Source organism: Streptococcus mitis (genome assembly GCF_946190375.1).
GTDB classification, from domain to species: Bacteria; Bacillota; Bacilli; order Lactobacillales; family Streptococcaceae; genus Streptococcus; species Streptococcus mitis_CJ.
In genome coordinates, this window is record NZ_CAMIAF010000015.1 from 1 (window position 1) to 26,528 (window position 26,528).

Annotated in this window: 20 protein-coding genes, 1 tRNA gene and 1 pseudogene; 18 read left to right on the plus strand and 4 right to left on the minus strand. The window is 38.4% G+C overall.

What is annotated here, in order from left to right:
* The first annotated feature begins 279 nt into the window (after nucleotides 1-279).
* The 9 genes from N8M09_RS07815 to ftsY all read left to right on the plus strand — a co-directional run bounded on the left by N8M09_RS07815 (nucleotide 280) and on the right by ftsY (nucleotide 12,179).
* Nucleotides 280-2,268 carry an McrB family protein gene (locus tag N8M09_RS07815; RefSeq protein ID WP_261064784.1) on the plus strand — a complete coding sequence of 663 codons (1,989 nt, stop codon included), beginning with the start codon at nucleotides 280-282 and terminating at the stop codon, nucleotides 2,266-2,268.
* Complete coding sequence (locus tag N8M09_RS07820) at nucleotides 2,252-3,571, plus strand: McrC family protein (RefSeq protein WP_261064785.1); 1,320 nt, start codon at nucleotides 2,252-2,254, stop codon at nucleotides 3,569-3,571. Before N8M09_RS07815 ends, N8M09_RS07820 begins: the two co-directional genes overlap by 17 nt.
* Nucleotides 3,572-3,745: 174 nt before the next feature.
* Nucleotides 3,746-4,732, plus strand: coding sequence for a GMP reductase (locus tag N8M09_RS07825; protein WP_000931164.1), 987 nt, complete (start codon nucleotides 3,746-3,748; stop codon nucleotides 4,730-4,732).
* A 66-nt stretch (nucleotides 4,733-4,798) separates the two neighbouring features.
* Nucleotides 4,799-4,870: transfer RNA gene (locus tag N8M09_RS07830), tRNA-Arg, on the plus strand.
* Nucleotides 4,871-5,054: 184 nt separating this feature from the next.
* Nucleotides 5,055-5,753 carry a ribonuclease III gene (gene rnc / locus N8M09_RS07835; protein WP_000661482.1) on the plus strand — a complete coding sequence of 233 codons (699 nt, stop codon included), beginning with the start codon at nucleotides 5,055-5,057 and terminating at the stop codon, nucleotides 5,751-5,753.
* A complete protein-coding gene (smc, locus tag N8M09_RS07840) occupies nucleotides 5,744-9,283 on the plus strand; it encodes a chromosome segregation protein SMC (RefSeq protein ID WP_261064786.1) in 3,540 nt (1,179 codons plus the stop codon). Before rnc ends, smc begins: the two co-directional genes overlap by 10 nt.
* Nucleotides 9,280-10,074, plus strand: coding sequence for a Cof-type HAD-IIB family hydrolase (locus tag N8M09_RS07845; RefSeq protein ID WP_261064787.1), 795 nt, complete (start codon nucleotides 9,280-9,282; stop codon nucleotides 10,072-10,074). Before smc ends, N8M09_RS07845 begins: the two co-directional genes overlap by 4 nt.
* Nucleotides 10,074-10,892 carry a Cof-type HAD-IIB family hydrolase gene (locus N8M09_RS07850; protein WP_070479008.1) on the plus strand — a complete coding sequence of 273 codons (819 nt, stop codon included), beginning with the start codon at nucleotides 10,074-10,076 and terminating at the stop codon, nucleotides 10,890-10,892. Before N8M09_RS07845 ends, N8M09_RS07850 begins: the two co-directional genes overlap by 1 nt.
* 3 nt (nucleotides 10,893-10,895) lie before the next feature.
* Complete coding sequence (gene ftsY / locus N8M09_RS07855; RefSeq protein WP_261064788.1) at nucleotides 10,896-12,179, plus strand: signal recognition particle-docking protein FtsY; 1,284 nt, start codon at nucleotides 10,896-10,898, stop codon at nucleotides 12,177-12,179.
* A 45-nt stretch (nucleotides 12,180-12,224) separates the two neighbouring features.
* On the opposite strand, the gene zwf is transcribed toward ftsY, so the two are convergent.
* From zwf to N8M09_RS07870, 3 genes are all read right to left on the minus strand, one after another.
* Nucleotides 12,225-13,712 carry a glucose-6-phosphate dehydrogenase gene (zwf, locus tag N8M09_RS07860; protein WP_261064789.1) on the minus strand — a complete coding sequence of 496 codons (1,488 nt, stop codon included), beginning with the start codon at nucleotides 13,710-13,712 and terminating at the stop codon, nucleotides 12,225-12,227.
* 150 nt (nucleotides 13,713-13,862) lie between these two features.
* Nucleotides 13,863-14,603 carry an amino acid ABC transporter ATP-binding protein gene (locus tag N8M09_RS07865; RefSeq protein ID WP_049522441.1) on the minus strand — a complete coding sequence of 247 codons (741 nt, stop codon included), beginning with the start codon at nucleotides 14,601-14,603 and terminating at the stop codon, nucleotides 13,863-13,865.
* Complete coding sequence (locus N8M09_RS07870) at nucleotides 14,603-16,768, minus strand: ABC transporter substrate-binding protein/permease (protein ID WP_078228414.1); 2,166 nt, start codon at nucleotides 16,766-16,768, stop codon at nucleotides 14,603-14,605. The genes N8M09_RS07865 and N8M09_RS07870 overlap by 1 nt, the downstream gene beginning before the upstream one ends.
* 171 nt (nucleotides 16,769-16,939) lie before the next feature.
* Here N8M09_RS07870 and N8M09_RS07875 point away from each other — a divergent pair, with 171 nt between their 5' ends.
* The 3 genes from N8M09_RS07875 to N8M09_RS07885 all read left to right on the plus strand — a co-directional run bounded on the left by N8M09_RS07875 (nucleotide 16,940) and on the right by N8M09_RS07885 (nucleotide 20,448).
* A complete protein-coding gene (locus N8M09_RS07875) occupies nucleotides 16,940-17,893 on the plus strand; it encodes a CPBP family intramembrane glutamic endopeptidase (protein ID WP_261064790.1) in 954 nt (317 codons plus the stop codon).
* Nucleotides 17,894-17,969: 76 nt separating this feature from the next.
* Nucleotides 17,970-19,958, plus strand: a complete 1,989-nt coding sequence (gene uvrB, locus N8M09_RS07880; protein ID WP_049544180.1) for an excinuclease ABC subunit UvrB — start codon at nucleotides 17,970-17,972, stop codon at nucleotides 19,956-19,958.
* A gap of 22 nt (nucleotides 19,959-19,980) precedes the next feature.
* Complete coding sequence (locus tag N8M09_RS07885) at nucleotides 19,981-20,448, plus strand: 8-oxo-dGTP diphosphatase (protein ID WP_261064791.1); 468 nt, start codon at nucleotides 19,981-19,983, stop codon at nucleotides 20,446-20,448.
* Here N8M09_RS07885 and N8M09_RS07890 read toward each other — a convergent pair.
* Nucleotides 20,445-20,516, minus strand: a pseudogene (locus N8M09_RS07890) (DNA-binding transcriptional regulator); the annotation flags it as partial. The gene N8M09_RS07885 and the pseudogene N8M09_RS07890 sit on opposite strands and share 4 nt — an antisense overlap.
* A gap of 245 nt (nucleotides 20,517-20,761) precedes the next feature.
* On the opposite strand from N8M09_RS07890, the gene N8M09_RS07895 reads away from it, so the two are divergent.
* From N8M09_RS07895 to N8M09_RS07920, 6 genes are all read left to right on the plus strand, one after another.
* Nucleotides 20,762-21,739 (plus strand): LacI family DNA-binding transcriptional regulator, encoded by a 978-nt coding sequence (locus N8M09_RS07895; protein WP_000207598.1) that lies wholly within the window; start codon nucleotides 20,762-20,764, stop codon nucleotides 21,737-21,739.
* Nucleotides 21,736-22,647 (plus strand): ribokinase, encoded by a 912-nt coding sequence (gene rbsK / locus N8M09_RS07900; RefSeq protein WP_000036806.1) that lies wholly within the window; start codon nucleotides 21,736-21,738, stop codon nucleotides 22,645-22,647. Before N8M09_RS07895 ends, rbsK begins: the two co-directional genes overlap by 4 nt.
* A complete protein-coding gene (rbsD, locus tag N8M09_RS07905) occupies nucleotides 22,622-23,020 on the plus strand; it encodes a D-ribose pyranase (protein ID WP_000759836.1) in 399 nt (132 codons plus the stop codon). The genes rbsK and rbsD overlap by 26 nt, the downstream gene beginning before the upstream one ends.
* Nucleotides 23,021-23,033: 13 nt before the next feature.
* Entirely contained in the window at nucleotides 23,034-24,512 is a 1,479-nt protein-coding gene (locus tag N8M09_RS07910; protein WP_261064792.1) for a sugar ABC transporter ATP-binding protein, read from the plus strand.
* Between the two features lies 1 nt (nucleotide 24,513).
* The gene (locus tag N8M09_RS07915; protein WP_261064793.1) at nucleotides 24,514-25,455 is read left to right on the plus strand and encodes an ABC transporter permease subunit; all 942 of its coding nucleotides are present in this window, start codon (nucleotides 24,514-24,516) and stop codon (nucleotides 25,453-25,455) included.
* 107 nt (nucleotides 25,456-25,562) lie between these two features.
* Nucleotides 25,563-26,528, plus strand: a complete 966-nt coding sequence (locus N8M09_RS07920; RefSeq protein WP_000691495.1) for a substrate-binding domain-containing protein — start codon at nucleotides 25,563-25,565, stop codon at nucleotides 26,526-26,528.

Consider the following 26,528-nt stretch of genomic DNA (forward strand, 5'->3'; position numbering starts at 1 on the left):
CAAAAAAGAAAGGACAAATTTCGTCCTTTCTCGATCTTAGCTTTTCTTCAACCCACTACAGTTGACAAAGAGCCAAATAAGTCTAGTGTTAAGAGGGAATACCCCACCCTACACTAGGCTTTTTCTTTAGAAATTCTTTTCATTTTTTGATAGATATGATATGCTAGATGCAGAATATATTAATAGAATGTGGTTTCTATAAAGTAAAATATCTTACTTTGAACGAAACAAATATAATTTACGTCTAACAATAAATTTTTAATAAGCAAGGAAAACACAATGGTTTCAAAACAAACTGTCATTGACAGGATAAAAAAAGAATTCCCAGATGCAATTGAAAATCAAACAAAAAGTTATATTTCTTTTCAGGTTAAAAATAGGAAAGGGAAGTTACAAAATTTTATAGAGATTAATTTTCAAAATAAAGGAATAAAGATTGCCGTTCTCTCTAAGAGTCTTCATGATTCAGATATTTTGTTGTTTAATAAGAAGCCTGATTCATTCGGTTGGACACTTGATGCTGAGTATTTTATTGAGGATGAAAATTCATTAAATGAGATTTTACCTTTTATAAATAAATCTTATGAATTTGTAAAAAGTGGAATTAAATCAGAGTGTTATAAAGTCTTCAAAGAATTTTTGTCTAAATTTGTGAATCAAGCAAATATCTATAATTTAAAAGATATAGAAAGTAAACGTTCTCAAAAATTAGATGGAGCTGAACATATTTACCCTGCTCTGACTATTGAGGGTATTCCGTACAAAGTTGAAATGCTTAACACAGGTCATTTTGGTCCAAAGAGTGGTAATGGATATATTAAATCACCTTACTTTGGTTATAGGCTGAGTGACATGGATAACTCATGGATAAATATAAGGTGTGGTTTTCAGAGATTTAAACTCACAGAATTTAAAATAGTAAAATGGTATAGTAATAATCGAGATGAAGATTTAGATTATAAATACTTTGTCAAGGACTTAGAGTTGGAATCAACTGCTGAACCTAACGATATTTTAAAAGAGTTTTATGATAATTTCACTAGTTTTTATAGAGAATCAGAAAAGGAAGAGATAAACATGTCAGAAAATATCAACGAGTATAAGAATATCTTATTACAATCCAAAAATCTCATCCTCCGTGGTGCACCGGGGACGGGAAAAACTTATCTTGCTAAAGAAATTGCTAAAGAATTAACGGATGGAAACGAAGATCAAATCGGCTTTGTACAGTTTCATCCATCTTATGATTATACGGATTTTGTTGAGGGTTTAAGACCGGATTCAAATGAGGATGGCAGTATATTTTTTAAATTAAAAGAAGGTATTTTTAAGAAGTTTTGTCAGAATGCTATAGATTCTAAGAAGATTGGAGGTCAAGATAATTTTGATGAAGCTTGGGATCTTTATCTTGAGTATGTAAATAACAGAGATGAAAAAGAATATTTGACAGAATTTTCCTATCTAACAGTAAATAGTCGAAATAATTTTAATATCAATTATGAAACTAAAGCCCAAGGAACTGTCTTAACAAAATCTTATGTTTATGAACTATATAAAGATGAAAACTATCTGAAACAGCCCTATTATCATAACCAAGGAAAAAAAGTCCTTGAAACTTTAAAGAAAAGATTTGGTTTGAAAGACTATATTTCTCCAGAAGAGGTTGAAACAGACAAGAATTTTGTCTTCATCATCGATGAGATCAATCGTGGGGAGATTTCTAAGATTTTTGGCGAACTCTTTTTCTCTATCGACCCTGGCTATCGTGGTGAAAAGGGAAGTGTTTCTACTCAGTATGCTAACTTACACAAGACTGATGACAAGTTCTATATTCCAGAGAATGTCTATATAATTGGAACAATGAATGATATTGACCGCTCGGTGGACACCTTTGATTTTGCTATGCGTCGTCGTTTCCGTTTTGTTGAAGTTACTGCTGAAAGCCAATTAGGTATGCTCGATACTGCTCTTGGTGATAAAGCTGAAGAAGCAAAAATTCGTCTAAGAAACTTGAATGCTGCTATTGAAAATATTCAAGAATTAAACAGTCATTACCATATCGGACCAAGTTATTTCCTTAACTTGAAGGATGTAGATTTTGACTATGAATTACTCTGGTCTGATTATCTCAAACCGCTTTTGGAAGATTATGTACGGGGTACTTATGAGGAATTTGAAACTCTGGAAACTTTGAAAAAAGCATTTGATCTGATAAATAACGAGCGAACAGAACCGCAAGATACTGGTGATAATGATGCGGATAACTGATAATCAGCATAGAATTGCTAAGGAAGGCTTTGTCGCAGAATATCCCAAACTAAGTCAAGCACTTCTTGATAGAACACTGGATAATCTTTCTAAAGAGGACAATATCTTTATTTTTCCAAATGATTTGAAGAATTCTCCTGACTTAGAGAAGGACCAAAAAATCTTTGAAACAGTTAATCAGAAAATCAAGACTGGAAATGTGATTGGTTTTCTGGGGTGTGGTCAGGAACGATTAACGATTTCCTCTCGCTTTTCTGATGAGAGTAATGACCATTTTTTGCATTATCTCTTACACAAGGTTCTTCATATCAATCTCACTAGTTTAGATGTAGCTTTGTCGCGTGAAGATAAACTCTATCAACTTTTGATGTATCTCTTTCCCAAGTATCTTCAAGCTGCTCTCCGAAAAGGTCTTTATAAGGAATACCAGAGATTTTCTCATAACGACAGTCATGTTAAGGGAGTGATTGATGTAAGAAAGCATCTCAAGAAAAACCTTCCTTTCACGGGAAATATTGCCTACACAACGAGAGAGTTCACCTATGATAATCCCCTCATGCAGTTGGTCCGTCACACTATTGAATACATTAAGAACCAGAAAAGCATTGGTCAAGGGGTACTAGATAATCTCTCAACTAGTCGTGAAAACGTAGCTGAAATTGTGCGTGTAACGACTTCTTATAAACTAGCTGATCGTGCTAAGATTATTCGGGGAAATCAATCTAAACCTATACGTCATGCATACTTTCACGAGTACAGAAAGTTACAAGAACTTTGTCTGATGATCCTAAACCAAGAAAAGCACGGCTTAGGATATCAAGATCAAAAAATTCATGGTATTCTTTTTGATGTTGCCTGGCTTTGGGAAGAGTATGTTCATACTTTGTTGCCAAAAGATTTCATCCATCCACGAAATAAAGATAAGACGGACGGAATTTCAGTATTTTCTAGTCGAGAACGAAAAGTTTATCCAGATTTCTATAATAGAGATTTAAAAATTGTGTTAGACGCTAAATATAAAAAGCTTGAAGATACTGAAAAAGGAATAAACCGTGAGGACTTGTTCCAACTGATTTCCTATTCTTATATTTTAAAAGCTGAGAAGGCTGGTCTTGTTTTTCCGAGCGAGGACAAGGTTGTTGATAATGAGATAGGGAAGCTAGCAGGTTATGGAGCTTTGTTGAAGAAATGGTCTATCCAAATTTCTCGGGAGTCTTCATCCTATAGTGAATTTTGTGAAATGATGGAAAACTCCGAAGAAACTTTTAAAAGTAATATTACTAAAGAAGTGGGGATAAAATAAACTCTCCACTTTTTTTGTTTTTGGTATAAGTAAAAATCCGAACGATTTGATTTAATTTATAAAATTATTTGACAAAAACTGTACTTTAGTTTATAATAAATTAAGGAAACGTCGGAAAAGGCGTAGTGATGCGAGAGCATAGGTAGGTCATTACAAAAGAAACGAGACATCGATATGTTAAATGAATTTCCAATTTTTGATTACGAAGATATTCAATTGATTCCAAATAAATGTGTGATTAAAAGCCGTGCAGAAGCAGATACAAGTGTCACTCTAGGAAATCACACCTTTAAACTACCTGTTGTGCCAGCTAATATGCAGACGATTTTGGATGAAAATGTAGCAGAGCAACTGGCTAAAGGTGGTTACTTCTACATTATGCACCGTTTTGATGAAGCAGGACGCATTCCCTTTATCAAACGTATGCACGATCAAGGGCTTATTGCTTCTATATCTGTCGGTGTTAAGGACTATGAGTATGATTTCGTTAGCCAGCTCAAGGCTGATGCTCCAGAATACATCACGATTGACATCGCTCATGGTCATGCAGATAGCGTGATTTCTATGATTCAACACATCAAGAAAGAATTGCCAGATACTTTTGTTATTGCTGGAAATGTGGGAACACCAGAAGCAGTTCGCGAGTTGGAAAATGCGGGTGCGGATGCTACTAAGGTTGGAATCGGTCCTGGTAAGGTTTGTATCACCAAAGTCAAGACTGGTTTTGGTACAGGTGGTTGGCAGTTGGCTGCTCTTCGCTGGTGTGCCAAGGCTGCCCGTAAACCAATTATCGCTGATGGAGGAATTCGTACTCACGGCGATATTGCCAAGTCTATCCGTTTCGGTGCTAGCATGGTTATGATTGGTTCCCTCTTTGCAGGACATATCGAGAGTCCAGGGAAAACGATTGAAGTTGATGGTGAACAGTTCAAAGAGTACTATGGTTCAGCTTCACAATATCAAAAAGGCGCCTACAAAAACGTGGAAGGCAAACGCATCTTGCTTCCTGCCAAAGGACACTTGCAAGACACTTTAACTGAGATGGAACAAGACCTTCAAAGTGCCATTTCTTATGCAGGTGGACGTCAGGTTGCTGACCTTAAACACGTTGATTATGTGATCGTGAAAAACTCTATCTGGAACGGGGATGCTTCCCACTAAGACGGGCTATATGGCCAGAAAAAAACTTGTTATTAGAGCAAAATTCTGTTATAATAAAACAAGTTTCCACCCTTAGTGTAATGGATATCACGTAAGATTCCGGTTCTTGAGATGGGGGTTCGATTCCCTCAGGGTGGATGTAAACATCCTAAAAAAGCCTTTAAATAGGGCTTTTTTCTTTACACTGCTCTAAATGTGTCCCTAAAACTGAAAATCATATTCTAAAGAATGCTCAAATCCTCTCTAGTCCCGTTTTAAAGTGACTCAGGGGGCTTTTTTTGATATAATAAAAAGGACTGTTATCAGTTAGAAAGAGGTTGGTATGAAAGAATTACAAACTGTACTAAAGAACCATTTTGCAATCGAATTTGCAGACAAAAAGTTACTGGAAACTGCCTTTACTCATACGAGTTATGCCAATGAGCACCGCCTCTTAAAAATTTCACACAATGAACGCTTGGAATTTTTAGGAGACGCTGTTCTACAGTTATTGATTTCAGAATATCTGTATAAAAAATATCCTAAAAAGCCTGAGGGTGACCTGTCTAAACTACGTGCCATGATTGTCCGTGAGGAGAGTTTGGCTGGTTTTGCGCGTGATTGCCAGTTTGACCAGTTTATCAAACTTGGTAAAGGGGAAGAAAAATCTGGTGGTCGCAATCGTGACACCATTCTTGGTGATGCCTTTGAGGCCTTTCTTGGTGCCCTTCTTTTGGACAAGGATGTGACCAAGGTCAAGGAATTTATCTATCAAGTCATGATTCCTAAGGTTGAAGCAGGCGAGTTTGAGATGATTACAGACTACAAAACCCATCTCCAAGAGTTGCTTCAGGTTAATGGGGATGTAGCTATCCGTTATCAGGTGATTTCTGAAACGGGTCCTGCCCATGATAAGGTCTTTGATGTAGAAGTTCTTGTAGAAGGTAAGAGTATTGGTCAAGGTCAAGGTCGTTCTAAGAAATTAGCAGAGCAGGAAGCTGCCAAAAATGCCGTTGAGAAAGGGCTGGATTCATGTATTTAAAGGAAATCGAAATTCAGGGATTCAAGTCTTTTGCTGACAAGACCAAGGTTGTCTTTGACCAAGGTGTGACGGCAGTCGTTGGACCCAATGGCTCTGGAAAGTCGAATATTACAGAAAGTCTGCGTTGGGCCTTGGGGGAGTCCAGTGTTAAGAGCCTACGTGGTGGCAAGATGCCTGATGTTATCTTTGCTGGGACCGAAAGTCGCAAACCGCTCAATTATGCTTCTGTAGTTGTGACTTTGGATAATCATGACGGATTTATCAAGGATGCTGGTCAAGAAATCAGGGTAGAACGCCATATCTACCGTAGTGGAGATAGCGAATATAAGATTGATGGCAAGAAAGTCCGTCTGCGTGATATTCATGATCTTTTCTTGGATACAGGTTTGGGACGAGATTCTTTTTCTATCATTTCACAAGGCAAGGTTGAGGAGATTTTTAATTCCAAACCTGAGGAACGTCGTGCTATTTTCGAAGAAGCTGCAGGAGTTTTGAAATACAAGACTCGTAGAAAAGAGACAGAGAGCAAATTGCAACAAACTCAGGATAATCTAGATCGTCTTGAAGACATTATCTACGAGTTGGATAATCAAATTAAGCCTCTTGAGAAGCAAGCTGAGAATGCTCGTAAGTTTTTAGACTTGGAAGGACAACGTAAGGCTATTTATTTAGACGTTCTGGTTGCTCAAATCAAGGAAAATAAGGCTGAACTAGACTCGACAGCAGAAGAGTTGGCACAGGTTCAGGAACTCTTAACTAGCTATTACCAAAAGCGTGAAAAATTAGAAGAAGAAAACCAAACTCTTAAAAAGCAACGCCAAGATTTACAAGCTGAAATGGCCAAAGACCAAGGCAGTTTGATGGATTTGACCAGTCTGATTAGTGATTTAGAGAGAAAATTAGCCCTATCGAAATTAGAATCTGAGCAAGTAGCCCTGAATCAACAGGAAGCACAAGCTCGTTTGGCTGCTTTGGAGGATAAGAGAAATTCACTTAGCAAAGAAAAATCTGATAAAGAAAGTTCTTTAGCTCTCTTAGAAGAAAATCTAGTCCAAAATAATCAAAAACTCAATCGTTTAGAAGCTGAATTACTGGCTTTTTCAGATGATCCTGATCAAATGATTGAGCTCTTGCGTGAACGCTTTGTAGCTCTTTTACAAGAAGAAGCGGATGTCTCAAACCAGTTGACCCGTATCGAAAACGAGTTGGAAAATAGTCGTCAGCTTTCTCAAAAACAAGCAGATCAACTAGAAAAGCTGAAAGAACAACTGGCTACAGCTAAAGAAAAGGCAAGTCAGCAAAAGGCTGAGCTTAAAACTGCCAAGGAGCAAGTTCAGAAATTATTGGCCGACTACCAAGCTATTGCCAAGGAGCAAGAGGAACAGAAAACTTCCTATCAAGCTCAACAAAGCCAACTCTTTGACCGTCTGGATAATCTCAAAAACAAGCAGGCGAGAGCTCAGAGTTTGGAAAATATCCTGAGAAATCATAGTAACTTTTATGCAGGTGTTAAGAGTGTTCTCCAAGAAAAAGATCGCCTTGGTGGGATTATTGGTGCAGTCAGTGAGCACCTGACCTTTGATGTGCATTATCAAACAGCCCTAGAGATTGCGCTTGGATCGAGTAGTCAGCATATTATTGTGGAAGATGAGAACGCGGCAACCAAGGCCATTGATTTCCTCAAACGGAACAGAGCCGGTCGTGCAACCTTCCTTCCGTTGACAACGATCAAGGCTCGTACGATTTCTAGTCAGAACCAAGATGCTATCGCTACAAGTCCGGGATTTTTGGGCATGGCAGATGAGTTGGTGACATTTGATACTAGACTGGAAGCCATTTTCAAAAACTTGCTAGCTACGACGGCTATCTTTGATACCGTAGAACATGCGCGTGAAGCTGCTCGACAAGTTCGTTATCAGGTTCGCATGGTGACATTGGATGGGACAGAGCTGCGTACAGGTGGTTCCTATGCAGGTGGAGCCAATCGTCAGAACAACAGCATCTTCATCAAGCCAGAACTGGAGCAATTACAAAAAGAAATTGCTGAAGAGGAAGCAAGTCTTCGTTCAGAAGAAGTGGCTTTGAAGACCTTACAAGACCAGATGGCTAGATTGACAGAAAGATTAGAAGGTATTAAATCTCAGGGAGAACAGGCACGTATTCAGGAGCAAGGCTTGTCCCTCGCTTATCAGCAGACCAGTCAGCAAGTTGAAGAACTAGAAACTCTTTGGAAACTCCAAGAAGAGGAATTAGATCGTCTTTCTGAGGGAGATTGGCAAGCGGATAAGGAAAAATGTCAAGCACGCCTTGCTACTATTGCCAGTGACAAGCAAAATCTGGAAGCTGAGATTGAAGAGATTAAGTCTAACAAAAATGCCATCCAAGAACGCTATCAAAACTTGCAGGAAGAGCTAGCGCAAGCTCGCTTGCTTAAGACTGAACTTCAAGGACAAAAACGTTACGAAGTTGCGGATATTGAACGTTTAGGCAAGGAATTAGACAATTTAGATATCGAGCAAGAGGAAATCCAGCGCCTTCTCCAAGAAAAGGTTGACAATCTTGAAAAGGTTGATACGGAGCTTCTAGACCAGCAGGCCGAAGAAGCCAAAACTCAGAAAACAAATCTCCAACAAGGTTTGATTCGCAAGCAGTTTGAGTTGGATGATATAGAAGGTCAGCTGGATGATATTGCCAGTCATTTGGAACAGGCTCGCCAGCAGAATGAAGAGTGGATTCGCAAGCAAACTCGTGCTGAAGCCAAGAAAGAAAAGGTCAGCGAGCGCTTGCGCCATCTACAAAGTCAATTAACAGACCAGTATCAGATTAGCTATACAGAAGCTTTAGAAAAGTCTCATGAGTTGGAAAATCTCAATATGGCAGAGCAAGAGGTGCAGGATTTAGAGAAGGCTATTCGCTCACTGGGTCCTGTCAATTTGGAAGCTATTGACCAGTACGAAGAAGTTCACAGCCGTCTGGATTTCCTCAATAGCCAGCGAGATGACATTTTGTCAGCGAAAAACCTGCTCCTTGAGACCATTACAGAGATGAATGATGAGGTCAAGGAACGCTTTAAATCAACTTTTGAAGCCATTCGTGAGTCCTTTAAAGTGACTTTCAAGCAGATGTTTGGTGGAGGTCAGTCGGACCTCATTTTGACTGAGGGAGACTTGCTGACAGCTGGTGTGGAGATTTCTGTTCAACCTCCAGGTAAGAAAATCCAGTCGCTTAACCTCATGAGTGGTGGGGAAAAATCCCTGTCGGCTCTAGCTTTGCTTTTCTCTATCATTCGAGTTAAGACTATCCCATTTGTCATCTTGGATGAGGTGGAAGCTGCGCTGGACGAAGCTAATGTTAAACGCTTTGGAGATTACCTCAACCGCTTTGACAAGGATAGTCAGTTCATCGTCGTGACCCACCGTAAGGGAACCATGGCAGCGGCTGATTCTATCTATGGAGTGACTATGCAAGAATCAGGTGTCTCAAAAATTGTTTCGGTGAAGTTAAAAGATTTAGAAAGTATTGAAGAATGACAATTAAACTAGTAGCAACAGATATGGACGGAACTTTTCTAGATGGAAACGGGCGCTTTGATATGGACCGCCTCAAGTCTCTCTTAGGTTTCTACAAGGAAAAAGGGATTTACTTTGCAGTAGCTTCGGGGCGTGGATTTCTATCCTTAGAAAAATTATTTTCTGATGTTCGTGATGACATCATTTTTATCGCGGAAAATGGCAGTTTGGTAGAGTATCGAGGTCAAGACTTGTATGAAGCGACCATGTCTCGTGAGTTTTATTTGACGACTTTTGAAAAGCTGAAAACGTCACCTTATGTAGATATCAATAAACTGCTCTTGACGGGTAAAAAGGGAGCTTATGTTCTAGATACGGTTGATGAGACCTATTTAAAAGTGAGTCAGCACTATAATGAAAATATCCAAAAAGTAACGAGTCTAGAAGATATCACAGATGACATTTTCAAATTTACAACCAACTTCACAGAAGAAACGCTGGAAGCTGGGGAAGCTTGGGTTAATGAAAATGTCCCTGGTGTTAAGGCCATGACAACTGGTTTTGAATCCATTGATATTGTTCTGGACTATGTCGATAAGGGAGTGGCCATTGTTGAATTAGCTAAAAAACTTGGTATCACAATGGATCAGGTTATGGCTTTTGGAGACAATCTTAATGACTTACATATGATGCAGGTTGTGGGACATCCTGTAGCTCCTGAAAATGCACGACCTGAAATTTTAGAATTAGCAGAGACTGTGATTGGTCACCATAAGGACCAGTCGGTTATAGCTTATATGGAGGGCTTATAATGGCAGATATAAAATTGATTGCATTGGACTTGGATGGGACCTTGCTGACTACTGATAAAAGGTTGACGGATCGTACCAAAGCAACCTTGAAAGCTGCGCGTGATCGTGGTATCAAGGTCGTATTGACAACTGGTCGTCCCTTAAAAGCTATGGATTTCTTTCTCCATGAGCTAGGGACTGACGGCCATGAAGATGAGTATACGATTACTTTTAATGGTGGTTTGGTTCAGAAAAATACAGGTGAAATCCTTGATAAGACAGTCTTTTCATATGATGATGTGGCACGTTTGTATGAAGAAACAGAGAAATTGTCACTGCCTCTTGATGCCATCTCAGAAGGAACTGTTTATCAAATCCAATCGGACCAAGAAAGTCTTTATGCCAAATTTAATCCAGCATTGACCTTTGTTCCATTGGACTTTGAAGATCTATCTAGTCAAATGACTTACAATAAATGCGTGACTGCCTTTGCTCAAGAACCCTTGGATGCAGCCATTCAGAAGATTTCTCCAGAATTGTTTGACCAATATGAAATCTTTAAATCGCGTGAAATGTTGCTAGAGTGGTCACCAAAGAATGTTCACAAAGCAACAGGTTTGGCTAAACTAATCAGCCATCTTGGAATCGACCAAAGTCAAGTCATGGCCTGTGGTGATGAGGCCAATGACCTTTCTATGATTGAGTGGGCAGGGCTCGGTGTTGCCATGCAAAACGCTGTTCCTGAAGTCAAGGCAGTCGCAAATGTGGTAACTCCAATGACCAATGATGAGGAAGCTGTCGCCTGGGCTATCGAAGAATATGTGCTAAAGGAGAACTAAGATATGGGATTATTTGACCGTCTATTCGGAAAAAAAGAAGAACCTAAAATCGAAGAAGTTGTAAAAGAAGCTCTGGAAAATCTTGATTTGTCTGAAGATGTTGAGCCTGCCTTAACAGAAGCTGAGGAATTTCCTCATGAAGAAGCAGAGATTGAAAATTCTGAAGAAGCTCTGCTCCAAGAAGAGGAAAATCAAGAGACAGTTGAAGATAGTCAGGATTTAGAGCCAGTTGAAGAAGTTCAACAAGTAGAAGAACTTTCAAATTCACAAGAAGTCCCAGAGGAAGAGAATCCTGAGCACCTAGAGACTGTAGAAGAAAATAATTCTGAAGTTCTTGAACCAGAAACGCCTCAGGTAGAAGAAACTGTTCAGGAAAAATATGACCGAAGTCTTAAGAAAACTCGTACAGGCTTCGGTGCCCGCTTGAATGCCTTCTTTGCTAATTTTCGCTCTGTTGACGAAGAATTTTTCGAGGAACTGGAAGAACTGCTGATCATGAGTGACGTTGGTGTCCAAGTCGCTTCTAACTTAACGGAGGAACTACGCTACGAAGCCAAGCTTGAAAACGCCAAGAAACCCGACGCACTTCGCCGTGTCATCATTGAGAAATTGGTTGAGCTTTATGAAAAGGATGGCAACTACGATGAAAGAATCCACTTCCAAGATGGCTTGACAGTCATGCTCTTTGTTGGTGTGAATGGTGTTGGGAAAACAACTTCTATCGGGAAACTAGCCCACTGCTACAAACAAGCAGGTAAGAAGGTCATGTTGGTTGCAGCAGATACCTTCCGTGCAGGAGCGGTAGCTCAGCTAGCTGAATGGGGCCGTCGTGTGGACGTTCCAGTTGTAACTGGAGCTGAAAAAGCTGATCCAGCCAGTGTAGTCTTTGATGGCATGGAACGTGCCGTGGCTGAAGGTATTGATATTCTTATGATTGACACTGCTGGTCGTCTGCAAAATAAGGATAACCTCATGGCTGAGTTGGAAAAGATTGGTCGTATTATCAAACGTGTTGTGCCAGAAGCACCACATGAAACCTTCTTGGCACTTGATGCATCAACAGGTCAAAACGCTCTTGTACAGGCCAAAGAATTTTCAAAAATTACCCCTTTGACAGGAATAGTTTTGACCAAGATTGATGGAACTGCTCGAGGTGGTGTTGTTCTAGCCATCCGAGAAGAACTCAATATTCCTGTAAAATTGATTGGTTTTGGTGAAAAAATAGATGATATTGGAGAGTTTAACTCAGAAAACTTTATGAAGGGTCTCTTGGAAGGCTTAATCTAATCATAAACAAAAATCCTGCAAGGAACAAACTTGCAGGAAATTTTTTTATTCTAAACGACCATCTTGACGATAGGCAATATCTGGTTGCCAAGTCCATTTGGCACCGAATTTTTCAAGTAAGTCAAAGCTAGCTTGAGGTCCCATGCTTCCAGCTTTATAGTCATGAAGTGGGGCACCATTTTCGTCCCAGAGCTCTTCGATACGGTCAATCAATTTCCATGACGCACCCACTTCGTCCCAGTGGCTAAAGTTAGTTGAGTTGTTATTTAGGACATCATAAATCAATTTTTCGTATGGTTCTGGAGAAGCACCAGTTGCGGTCGCGTCTGTACGGTAATCAAGTGAGTTAGGAGCCAAATTAAATTCTTCTCCTACTTGCTTCCCATTTAGACTGAGAGAGAATCCTTCTGTTGGTTGGATATAGATGGTCAAAATGTTTGGAGCAAGTGGCTCACCAAAGATAGAGTCCATTTGTTTGAAGACGATGTTGACATGAGTTCCTTTTTCAGTCAGACGTTTACCCGTACGGAAGAAGAAAGGAACACCACGGAATCGATCACTGTCTACAAAGAAAGCACCAGACGCAAAGGTTTCAGTTGTTGATTCTGGATTTACATTTGGCTCGCTACGGTAAGAGATGTATTTCATGCCATCAATCTTACCTGAACGGTATTGACCACGGATAAAGTGTTCTTTAAGTTCTTCATCAGTTGGGTGATAGAGGTTTTTAAAGACCTTAATCTTTTCAGCACGAATCTCGTCTTTTGTGAAGCTTGCTGGTTTGTCCATGGCAAGGAGGGATAGAAGTTGGAGTGTATGGTTTTGAACCATATCACGAAGGGCACCAGATTCATCATAGTAGCCACCGCGTTCTTCTACACCCAAGCGCTCCGCAAAAGTAATTTGAATATTGTCGATAAAGTCTTTGTTCCAAACGTTTTCAAAAATCAAGTTTGCAAAGCGAACTGCAAAGATACTTTGAATCATTTCCTTACCAAGATAATGGTCAATACGGAAAATTTGTTCTTCGTCAAATGTTGCTAGGAGCTCGTCATTCAACTTGCTTGCAGTTGCGTAATCTGTACCAAATGGTTTTTCAACGATTAAACGCTCAAAACCTTTACCATCTACAATGTTTTCAGACTTAAGGTGTTTGGCAATAGTTCCAAAGAACTGAGGTGCCATAGACAAGAAGAAGAGCTTGTTGTCTTCAGCTTGGTACTTATCATTGAGTTCAGCCTGCAATTGACGTAAAGCAATGTAGTGATCTGTATCATTGACATCATGACTTTGATAGTAGAAGTGGCTAGCGAACTCTTGAGCCTGTTCGGTACTATCTGCCAAATCAAGGATAGATTCAACAACAACAGATTCAAAATATTCCTTGCTCCAAGGACGACGAGCAGTTCCAATAACGGCAAAGTGTTCGGAAAGATTGCCGGATTTATAAAGTCTAAAAAGAGAAGGGTAGAGCTTGCGTTTAGCCAGGTCTCCACTCGCACCGAAAATTGTAACAATAACCTTAGATGACATCTAGCTACCTAATTTCTATTTTTATTCCTAGTCTTGCTAGGTATGAGGAAATCTCATTTCATAAACTTAATTCTAACATAATTTTCCGAAAAATCAAAAAATCCAATACGAGATAGAAAAAAACTGCAAGGAAATCCTTACAGTTTGAGTTTAGACGTTTAAGACCTTGTCCAAGAACTCTTTCAGACGTGGGTGTTGTGGGTTATCAAAGATTTGATCAGGTGTTCCGTCTTCAAGGAATTCACCATCTGCAGTAAAGATAACGCGGTTGGCAACCTGACGGGCAAATCCCATCTCATGGGTTACGATAATCATGGTCATGCCTTGCTCAGCCAATTCCTTCATAACGTTCAGTACGTCTCCGACCATCTCAGGGTCAAGGGCAGAAGTTGGTTCATCAAAGAGCATGATGTCTGGATTCATTGCTAGTCCACGAGCGATGGCCACACGTTGTTTTTGACCACCTGATAGGCTATCTGGGTTAGCATTAGCTTTATCTGCTAGCCCAACCTTCTCAAGCAACTCCATTCCCAATTTCTCAGCTTCTTCCTTAGTCATTAACTTGTGCTCAGTAGGAGCAAAAGTAATGTTGTCCAATACAGACATGTGTGGGAAAAGGTTGAAGTGTTGGAAAACCATTCCGATATTTTCACGGACGTGGTCAACATTGGTTGTTTTTTCAGTTAAGTCATAACCGTTCACAGTGATGTGACCACTAGTGACTTCTTCTAGAAGATTGAGGCTACGGAGGAAGGTTGACTTACCAGAACCTGAAGGACCGATGATACAAACAACATCCCCTTCATAGAACTTAGTCGTAATTCCTTTTAAAACTTCATTTTTTCCGTAGTTTTTGTGTAAATCATTTACATCAATTTTTAATTTTGCCATTAACGAATCCTCTTTTCTAAGCGTTTCGCTAGTCTAGTCAAAAGTGTGATAATTACAAGATAGAAGATAGCAAGGATTGCATACATCTTGAAACTTTGGTAGTTACGGGCGATGATAATCTTACCAGTTTGGAAGAGTTCAACCAAACCGATAGCAGATACGATGGTTGTATCTTTAAGAGCGATAACGAATTGGTTAACAAAGTTTGGCAACATCAATTTAGTTGCTTGTGGCAAGATAATCTTACGCATGGTTTTTCCATAAGAGATACCCAAGCTTCGGCTGGCTTCCATTTGACCAACTGGAACGGCTTGAATACCACCACGAACAATCTCAGCGATATAAGCAGCTGCATTGAGCGATAGAGCAATAGTACCGGCTACGAAGTCGTTAATTGGACTTTGTTGGCCTGTAATAGACTCGATGAAGTTTGGAATTCCCCAGAAGATGAAGGCTGCAAGAATCATCAAAGGAATACCACGGATAACGTCAACGAAAATCTCAGAAATCACACGAAGAGATTTGTAGGGGCTAACGCTAAACATACCGAAGATAATCCCGATAACAATGGCAATAGCAAATGAGATGAGAGCTAGAGCAAGAGTGATACCAAGACCGCTAAGGAGTTGTTTGTAGTTGTTTTGAAGCAAGCCCCAGATAGTTGTTTCATCAACAGTGCTTGTTGATGCAGTTGAAGATTCGCTAGCTAGGTATTTATCAAGAATCTTTTGGAATTCACCGTTTGCTTTAAGGTTTGCAAGTCCGTTATTGAACATTTCAATCAATTCTGGATTTGCTCCTTTTTTAACAGCAAAGGCTGTTTCACCGATTGGAGTTCCAGCGATTGGTGTTTTCAATTTTTGCCCTTGGCTGATAGAATATTTGAGAACAGGCTCATCATCCATAACAGCATCAATGGCACCAGTGTTTAAACTGTCATACATTGATGAACCATCAGCGAAGGTTTTGATTTTGTAGCCGTATTTGCTTTGATTTTCAGTTAGGAAGGTTTGAGAAGCAGTTCCGTTTTTAACACCGACTGTCTTTCCTTTCAAATCTTCATAAGAAGCAATGGTGCTTGATTCTTTGACACCAAGGATAGTATTGGCTGTGTAGTATGATTCTGAGAAGTCAAAAGTTGCTTTACGAGCATCTGTGACAGACATACCAGCAATGATACCATCTGCTTGACCAGCTTGGACAGCACTGATAGCTGCATCGAAACCAGGGTTGGTGATTTCAATTTCAAAGCCTTGGTCTTTAGCGATTGCCTTAATCAATTCCATATCAATACCAGTAAATTGGTTGCTTGAGTTTTGGAAAACAAAAGGTGCAAAAGAAGAATCGCTGGCAATGATGTATTTAGCTTTAACAGGAATAGCTTTTAATCCTGCTAGAGTAGTTGTAGTTGGCACTGCTGAAGATGATGAAGCAGTCCATTTCTTGATGATTTTATCAAGACTACCATCTTTTTTCATTTCAGCCAAGGCTTGGTTAAATTCAGTGACTAGGTGCTCGTATTTGCTACCTTTTTTAACACCGAAAGCAAAGCTACCTACAGCTTCACCATCCATTTCGATATGGAGGTCTTGACCTTGGTTAATGGCATACTCGATAACAGGTTTGTCATCCATCATGGCATCGATGGCACCAGCACTTAAGCTGTTGTTCATCAAATCACTAGTGTCAAATGTTTTAATAGTAAAACCGTATTTATCTTTGATTGTTTCAAGAAAACGTTGAGCAGCAGTTCCGTTTTTAACACCAACGGTTTTGCCAGTTAATTGGTCATATTTACTAATCTTGTGTGCCTTTGTAGTTGCAATGACAACTTTTGTGTCATAGTAAGTATCAGACATGGTGAAGACTTTTTCACGTTCTTTAGTCTTTGTCATCCCTGCCATGATAGCGTCAGCTTGACCAGCTTGAACCGCATTTACCGCTGCATCAAATCCAGGATAGGACATCTGAATGTTCCATCCTTTAATCTCAGCGACTTTGTTGATAATGTCAACATCAATTCCTTTATAAGTTTGATCTGAATCTTTAAACTCAAAAGGTGCATAGGCGGTATCAGAAACAATCTTAATCGTCTCTGCTTTGGCAATACCTAATGAGAAAATTGGGAATAAAATTAGCAAAAATGCTAGAAATTTTTTCTTCATTTTTAGTCTCCTTTTCCGAATATTTTCCCATTATATCAGAAAAAGTAAAAAAAGGCAAATTTTTATATTTCTGTGTCAGAAAATATAACATTGTTTTTTCCTTTTCTTTCTTGAATTGCTACTATAAAGTGCTATAATAATAGTATATATAGGAGAAAAGAGGACAGGGATATGAAGAACAAAAGAATATTTAAAGACTTCCAAGCTTCAAAAATGAGTTTAAACATTTACACAAGCCCCTTGTTAGCCTTTGCTTTTGTCTTCATAGGAGAGTTTGTGGCTTATACTCTGTATGGTATTAGTTTGTTAGCTCTCATCGGACTTGCTAGAAATTTTGGAGAGGCTGGTCAAAATCTTGCAACCTACTTGCAGGCTTTGCAGCAGAGCTTGATGGATAAAACAGGTGATTTTCGTTTAATTTTAGAATTGCTGGCCTTTGGTTTTATTCTCAACACTGTGTTCAGATGGACTAGAAAAGTTGAGAAAAGACCTATTCGAACTTTGGGATTTTATAGAGAGAATTTCCTCAGCAATCTTCTGAAAGGATTTGGGCTAGGTCTGGCACTTTTTCTTCTGACCTTGTTAGGTTTAGTGGCCTTGGGGCAATATCGTTTTGAGTCTATTCACTTAAATCCTTATTCGCTTGCCTTTGTTGTCTTTACTATCCCATTTTGGATTTTACAGGGGACAGCAGAAGAAGTGGTGGCCCGTGCTTGGCTCCTTCCCCAATTGGCCTCAAGAACTAATCTAAAACTTGCTGTTCTTATATCTAGCCTATTCTTTACCCTGCTTCATATGGGCAATTCGGGTCTCACACCTCTATCTCTAGTGAATCTCTTTTTATTCGGAGTTGCTATGTCACTTTACCTCCTCAAAACCGATACAGTTTGGGGTGTTGCAGGTATTCATGGCGCCTGGAATTTTGCTCAGGGAAATCTATTTGGGATTTTAGTTAGTGGTCAGCTGTCAGGAACATCGCTGATGACCTTTTTACCACAAGGCGATCAGAGCTGGCTATCAGGTGGCTCTTTTGGTATCGAAGGATCTATCATGACAAGTCTAGTCTTGCTACTGCTGATTGTCTATCTCGCCTATCAATTAAAGAAAGAAAATGAAAGGATGTGACTTTGGTCCGTCCTTTTCTTCGTGAAAATGCTACAAGTATGCTAAAATAGGAATAGCACATCGAGAGAGGATTCTTATGATTAATCGCATTACAGACAATCAATTTAAACTAGTATCAAAATACCAACCATCAGGAGATCAACCCCAAGCTATCGAGCAGTTGGTTGATAATATCGAGGGGGGAGAAAAAGCTCAGATTCTGATGGGGGCGACTGGAACAGGGAAGACCTATACCATGAGTCAGGTCATTTCCAAAGTCAATAAACCAACTCTGGTCATTGCCCACAATAAGACTCTAGCAGGACAGCTCTATGGGGAGTTTAAGGAATTTTTTCCTGAAAATGCTGTTGAGTATTTTGTATCCTACTATGACTATTACCAGCCAGAAGCCTATGTCCCTTCTAGCGATACCTATATTGAAAAGGATAGCTCTGTCAATGACGAGATTGATAAGCTCCGACACTCAGCGACTTCAGCTCTTTTGGAGCGTAATGATGTCATTGTCGTAGCTTCAGTCTCTTGTATATATGGTCTGGGTTCGCCCAAGGAATACGCTGATAGTGTCGTTAGTCTGCGTCCAGGTCTTGAAATTTCTCGTGATAAACTCTTGAATGACTTGGTGGATATCCAGTTTGAGCGAAATGATATTGATTTCCAACGCGGAAGATTTCGTGTGCGTGGGGATGTGGTGGAGATTTTCCCAGCTTCCCGTGATGAACATGCCTTTCGAGTAGAGTTCTTCGGAGACGAAATTGACCGTATCCGTGAGGTTGAGGCTCTGACAGGTCAGGTGTTGGGAGAAGTGGATCATTTGGCTATTTTCCCAGCTACTCACTTTGTGACCAATGACGACCACATGGAAGTTGCCATTGCCAAGATTCAGGCCGAATTGGAAGAGCAGTTAGCTGTCTTTGAGAAGGAAGGTAAATTGCTTGAAGCGCAACGTTTGAAACAGCGGACAGAGTATGATATTGAGATGCTGCGGGAGATGGGCTATACCAACGGGGTTGAGAACTATTCACGCCACATGGATGGACGTAGCGAAGGTGAGCCTCCTTATACGCTTCTCGACTTCTTCCCAGATGATTTCTTGATTATGATTGACGAGAGTCACATGACTATGGGACAAATCAAGGGCATGTATAATGGAGACCGTTCTCGTAAGGAAATGTTAGTAAATTATGGTTTCCGTTTGCCGTCTGCTCTGGACAATCGTCCTCTCCGTCGTGAAGAGTTTGAGAGTCATGTGCACCAGATTGTTTACGTTTCAGCGACACCTGGTGACTATGAAAATGAACAGACCGAGACAGTGATTGAGCAAATCATTCGTCCAACAGGACTATTGGATCCAGAGGTAGAAGTCCGTCCGACAATGGGACAGATTGATGACCTCTTAGGTGAAATTAATGCCCGTGTTGAAAAGAACGAGCGAACCTTTATCACAACTTTGACCAAGAAAATGGCAGAAGATTTGACCGACTACTTCAAGGAAATGGGTATCAAGGTTAAGTACATGCACTCGGATATCAAGACCTTGGAACGGACAGAGATTATCCGTGACCTACGCTTGGGTGTCTTTGATGTCTTGGTCGGAATCAACCTGCTCCGTGAAGGAATTGACGTTCCGGAAGTGAGCCTCGTAGCTATTCTCGATGCTGACAAGGAAGGTTTCCTTCGTAACGAGCGTGGACTCATCCAGACCATTGGTCGTGCCGCCCGTAACAGTGAAGGGCATGTCATCATGTATGCGGACACGGTTACCCAGTCTATGCAACGTGCCATCGATGAAACTGCTCGCCGTCGGAAAATCCAGATGGCCTATAATGAAGAACATGGTATCGTTCCACAAACTATCAAGAAAGAAATTCGTGACCTGATTGCTGTGACCAAGGCAGTTGCTAAGGAAGAAGACAAGGAAGTCGATATCAATAGCCTCAACAAACAAGAGCGCAAAGAACTGGTCAAGAAACTAGAAAAACAAATGCAAGAAGCCGTTGAAGTGCTTGACTTTGAACTGGCAGCTCAGATACGTGATATGATGTTGGAAGTCAAGGCGTTAGATTAGAATAGTATCTAAAGGAGAAAATATGTCCCGTTCCCAATTAACAATTTTAACAAACATTTGTCTGATTGAAGACACCGAAACTCAGCGCGTGGTGATGCAATATCGCTCTCCTGAAAACAATCGTTGGTCTGGTTATGCCTTTCCAGGAGGCCATGTAGAAAATGGCGAGTCTTTCGCAGAGTCTGTCATTCGTGAAATCTATGAAGAAACAGGGTTGACTATCCAAAATCCTCAACTTGTCGGCATTAAAAATTGGCCACTAGATACAGGTGGGCGCTATATTGTCATTTGTTACAAGGCGACTGAGTTCTCTGGTAGCCTTCGCTCTTCAGATGAAGGAGAAGTTTCTTGGGTGCAAAAAGACCAGATTCCAAACTTGGATCTGGCCTATGATATGTTACCCTTGATGGAGATGATGGAAGCTCCTGACAAATCAGAGTTTTTCTACCCTCGCCGTACAGAAGATGATTGGGAGAAGAAAATCTTCTAGTCTTTTACTAAATAACCTAGCTGCTCCAAGGCCTCCTCAATATAGTGGAGGTCTTGTTGTGTTTCGTCTCTAATAGTATAGTAGATTGAAATAAGATATAAACAAATCAATCAAGAAAGTAAAATTAATTTCTAGAAATATTTTAGCAGTCACGACGTACTATTCTAGTTTCAATCAACTATAATAGAAGATTAGTAAAAACATGTGTACTCTGAAATAAATTTAAAATATTTCTAAAAAAGTATTGACAAAATAAAAGAAAACGCTTACTATATAAATAAGGGAACGGTTCCACAATAAAAAAGGAGGAGTGATGACTACAATAAAACAGGTTGCTGAAGAAGCTGGAGTATCAAAGTCAACAGTTTCAAGATATATTTCGAAAAAAGGCTATGTCGGAGATGATGCGAGAGAAAAGATAAAAAATGCTATCAAGAAATTAAATTACACACCAAATGTATTAGCACAATCTTTAAAAACTAAAAAAAATCAAATGGTAGGACTCTTATTGCCAGATATTTCTAATCCCTTCTTCCCAAGATTGGTTCGAGGAGCCGAATCATATTTGAAAGATAAAGGTTATAGGATTATGGTTGGTACTATTTCAGATCATGATTCGTTAGAAGAATATATAAACCTTTTGTTAAAAACAAATGCAGCTGGTATTATAACAACACTTGACTTTACCAAGGAATTTCCAAATCTAACATTACCTGTTGTTGTGGTTGACCGGATTAGTAAAGATACAGGCTATGGTGTTTTTTCTGATAATCAGTTGGGTGGACGTTTGGCTGCTAAAGCAATTTGGAATGCTGGCGCTGAGCAGGTTATGATCATCAAAGTTTTAGATGATAAAGCTGAGAATATTGTGGAACGATTTGAAGCAAGTTTAAACTATTTGAGGAATAAAAATTTAGAAATTTGTATTGAAGAAAGTGAAACGTTTGACTTTGAAAAAATTCAAAAAGAAGCTAAAGAGAATCTAAAAAGAAATCCAAATATTGATAGTATTATAGCACCTTCTGATATTCATGCGATAGCTTATATTCATGAAATTTTAGCAATTGGGAAAAAAATTCCAGATGATATTCAAATCATTGGTTATGATGATATTGTACTTAGTCAATTTATTTATCCTTCTTTATCAACTATCCACCAATCATCATATAAAATGGGAGAACAGGCTGCAAAGCTAATCTATAATATGGCAAATAAGTTCTCTATAGATGAAGCTAAAATTAAACTCCCTGTTAGGTACATAGAAAGAAATACATTAAGGAGAAAGAAATGAGTAAAATTGTTGTTGTTGGAAGCATTTCAATGGACTTAGTTATGAGAACAAAAAGGATTCCAGAAGGAGGTGAAACGATTTTTGGCGATTCATTTAATATAGTTCCAGGTGGAAAAGGTGCAAATCAAGCTGTAGCTATTGGTAGATTATCCAGTGTTGAAGATAATATTTACATATTTGGGAACGTAGGAGAAGATATTTTTTCAGCAGATTTATTAAGTAATCTGCAAAATAATGATATTTCTACAGCATATGTGGGAACGGTACCACAGTCTACAGGAGTTGCACAAATTACTTTATATGGAGGTGATAATAGGATTATTTATTATCCCGGAGCTAATAATTTAGTTAAAACAAATGATTGGAAAAATGAGTGGAAATTACTTAGTGATGCAAGTATTGTTGTATTACAGAATGAAATACCACATGAAGCCAACTTATCTATAGCTAAATTTTGCCAAGAAAATCAAGTTAAGGTTCTTTACAATCCTGCACCAGCTAGAGAAACAGACAAAGAGATGATTCCTTTTTGTGATTTTATTACTCCTAATGAGCATGAATGTTCAGAGCTTTTTCCAGATAAGAAATTAGAGGAAATTATTAAAATTTATCCTAATAAAATGATTGTAACATTAGGAGTTGAAGGCTCTATTTATTATGATGGGACAGCAGTTAAGAAAATTCCTGCTATAAAAGCTGAAGTAGTTGATACTACAGGAGCAGGAGATACGTTTAATGGTGCTTTTGCTTATGCTATCTCAAAAGGAAAAGAGATGAATGTTGCATTGTCCTTTGCAACGATTGCTTCACATCTTTCTGTTCAAAGATTTGGAGCACAAGGAGGTATGCCTAGTTTGAAAGAAATAAAGGAGCATTCAGGATATGAAGAAATATGGGATTTTAAATAGTAATATAGCAAAACTAGCTGATGATTTAGGTCATATGGATTGGGTTTGTATCGGAGATTTGGGATTGCCAGTTCCAAAAGGTGTTGATAAAATTGATTTAGCATTAAGAAAAGGTAGTCCAAGTTTTTTAGAAGTTTTAAAAGAATATTCAGATCATGTACTTATTGAAAAAATTTTCTTAGCAGAAGAAATTAAAGAACAAAACACAGAACAGTGGCAAGCAGTTTTAGACCTTTTAGGATCGAATATAATTATTGAATATATTAGTCACGAAGAATTGAAAGCTATGAATACTAAAGTAAAGGCAGTTATTCGCACTGGGGAAGATACACCATATTCGAATATAATCTTGCAATCAGGAGTTATTATTTAGAAGGGGGTTACCTATGAAAATTGAAATGAAGAACATTTCAAAATCTTTTGGGAATAATCGTGTTTTAGAAAGTATTGATTTGGTTCTTAATTCAGGAGAAGTTCATGCTTTAATGGGAGAAAATGGTGCAGGCAAGTCAACCTTAATGAATATTTTAACTGGTCTTTTTCCAGCTACTTCAGGAACTATTTTTATTGATGGAAAAGAAAAAACATTTTCTAATCCTCAAGAAGCAGAACGGTTTGGACTGAGTTTTATTCATCAAGAAATGAATACTTCGCCAGATATGACTGTACTTGATAATCTTTTTTTAGGAAGAGAAATTAAAAATTCGATTGGCTTTCTAGATAAAGCTAGTATGGAAAAGAAAGCTAAAGAAGCATTTAAACGTCTTAATATCTCTATTCCTCTCGATGCAATTATTGGTCAATTATCAGTTGGACAACAACAAATGATAGAAATAGCAAAATGTTTATTATCAGAAGTTTCCTTGTTAATTATGGATGAACCTACAGCAGCTTTAACTGATCGTGAAACTGAAACACTTTTCAAAGTGATAGAAGGATTAAAATCTGATGGTGTAGGTATTGTGTATATTTCACATCGGATGGAAGAAATCTTTAAGATCACAGATCTTATAACTGTAATGAGAGATGGGTTTGTAATTGATACCAAGAAAACGAAGTTAACTAATGCGGATGAATTAGTTCAAAAGATGGTAGGTCGTGAATTAGAAGATTATTATCCAGAAAAAAAGGCTGAGATTGGGAATATTGTTTTTCAAGCTAAGAATCTTTCTGGTAATTCTTTTACGGATGTTTCTTTCTATGTACGTCAAGGGGAAATTCTTGGTTTTTCTGGTTTGATGGGGGCTGGTCGTACTGAAATAATGCGAGCAATTTTTGGAATTGATTCTTTAAAATCTGGTCAAATTATAATAAACGAAGAAGAACTGATAATTAAAAATCCTTTTGAAGCAATTAAGCATGGAATTGGTTTCTTAACAGAAGATCGTAAAGATGAGGGATTGATTTTAGATTTTTCTATCAAAGATAATATGACTTTACCTAGTACTCGTGATTTTGTTAAAAATGGCATTTTTGATAATAAAACAAGTGATATATTTGTACAACGCTTAATTGATAGGTTACAAATTAAATCAGGTTATCCAGATAAAGAAGTTGGGACACTTTCTGGTGGTAATCAACAGAAAGTAGTTTTAGCAAAATGGATAGGTATTGCACCAAAAGTACTGATTTTAGATGAGCCAACTCGTGGGGTAGATGTTGGAGCTAAGCGTGAAATTTACCAATTAATGAATGAATTGGCTGAACGAGGTGTACCGATTATTATGGTCTCTTCAGATTTACCAGAAGTGATTGGAGTCAGTGATCGTATTATGGTCATGCATGAAGGTAGAATTAGTGGAGAATTAACACGTCAAGAAGCTACACAAGAAAAAGTTATGCAACTAGCTACAGGAGGACAATAGTGTGAAAAATACTATGAAGTATATGTCAGAATTGACAACAGTAATAGCATTGATAATTTTAATGGCTGTCATCACTATTATCAATTCAAATTTTTTAACAGCAAATAATCTGTTAAATTTACTATTGCAAGTAACATCAAATGCACTGATTGCTTTTGGAATGACCTTTGTTATTCTAACAGGTGGAATTGATTTATCAATTGGATCAATTTTAGCCTTATCCAGTGCGCTAACAGCTGGCCTATTAGGATCTGGAATGCCTGTTACATTAGCAATTCTCATCTCTTTAATTTTGGGTTGCATTCTAGGTATGATGAATGGATTATTGATTTCCTACGGGAAATTAGCTCTATTTATCGTCACTTTAGCGACTATGACTATTTTTAGGGGAGCAACACTTGTTTATACAAATGGAAATCCTATTACAAAAGGATTAAGTGATACATTCTTATTTCAATTTTTGGGGCAAGGTTACATAGTAGGAATTCCATTTCCTGTAATTATTATGTTTATTGTATTTATTGTTTTATATGTTTTACTTCATAAAACAGCATTTGGTAAATCTGTATATGCTATAGGGGGGAATGAAAAAGCAGCATATATATCAGGTGTAAAATTAAATAAAGTGAAAATTATCATTTATTCAATATCAGGTATTATGGCTTCAATTTCTGGATTGATTATAACATCACGCTTAAGTTCTGCTCAACCAACAGCAGGTGCTAGTTATGAAATGGATGCTATTGCAGCTGTTGTTCTTGGGGGAACCTCTTTATCTGGAGGTAAAGGTCGTATATTGGGGACTCTAATAGGTGCTTTAATTATTGGAGTTTTGAATAATGGACTTAATATTATTGGTGTTTCAGCATTTTGGCAACAAGTAGTAAAAGGAGTTGTAATCTTAATTGCTGTTTTGATTGATCGTTTTAAAGTTGTAAAATAGTAGAATAATTTTTCAAGTTTTTTGGAAATAGTAACAATTTATTAGATGACGAACAATAGTCGGGATGGAAACTATCCCTGTAGATATATATTACGAGGAGTAATAACATGAAAATTATTAAAAAAATTAGCATTTTTGCTTTGTTTGTAACATTTATTTTTGCTTTAGTAGCTTGTGGAAAAACTGGTTTAGGAAATTCATCAAATGATAATAAATCTACGACTCAAAAGTCGGCAAAAGAATTAAAATTAGGAGTTTCTATTTCTACTACTAACAATCCTTATTTTGTGGCTATGAAAGATGGCCTTGAAAAAGCTGCAGGGGAAAAAGAAGTAACTTTGAAGATAGCAGATGCACAAGATGATGCTGCTAGACAAGCAGATGATATTCAAAATTTTATTAGTCAAAATGTAGATGCTTTGCTAATTAATCCAGTTGATTCTGATGCAATTGTGACATCTATTAAAGCTGCTAATAATGCAAACATTCCAGTAATCTTAATTGACCGCGGTAGTAATGGTGGTGAAGTCTTGACAACTGTTGCTTCTGATAATGTAGAAGCGGGTAAAATGGCTGCTGAATTTATTACCAAGCAATTGGGAGAAAAAGCAAAAACTTTTGAATTATCAGGGGTCCCAGGCGCTTCTGCAACAGTAGATAGAGGTAAAGGATTTGAACAAATTTCAAAGACAAATTTAGATGTTCTTTCTAGTCAATCTGCTAATTTTGATCGTGCAAAAGCTTTGAATACAGCGCAAAATATGATTCAAGGAAACAAAGAAGTACAAGCGATTTTCGCACAGAATGATGAGATGGCATTGGGAGCTGCACAAGCAGTAAAAGCAGCTGGTCTTAGCAATGTATTAATTGTTGGTATCGATGGTCAACCAGATGCACATGATGCTATTGCAAAAGGTGATATTACTGCCACTATTGCTCAGCAACCAGCTAAGATGGGTGAAATCGCTATTCAATCAGCAATTGATCATTATCAAGGGAAAAAACTAGAAAAAGAAACAGTTTCTCCAATTTATCTTGTGACTAAGGATAATGTTGATCAACATAACTGGTGA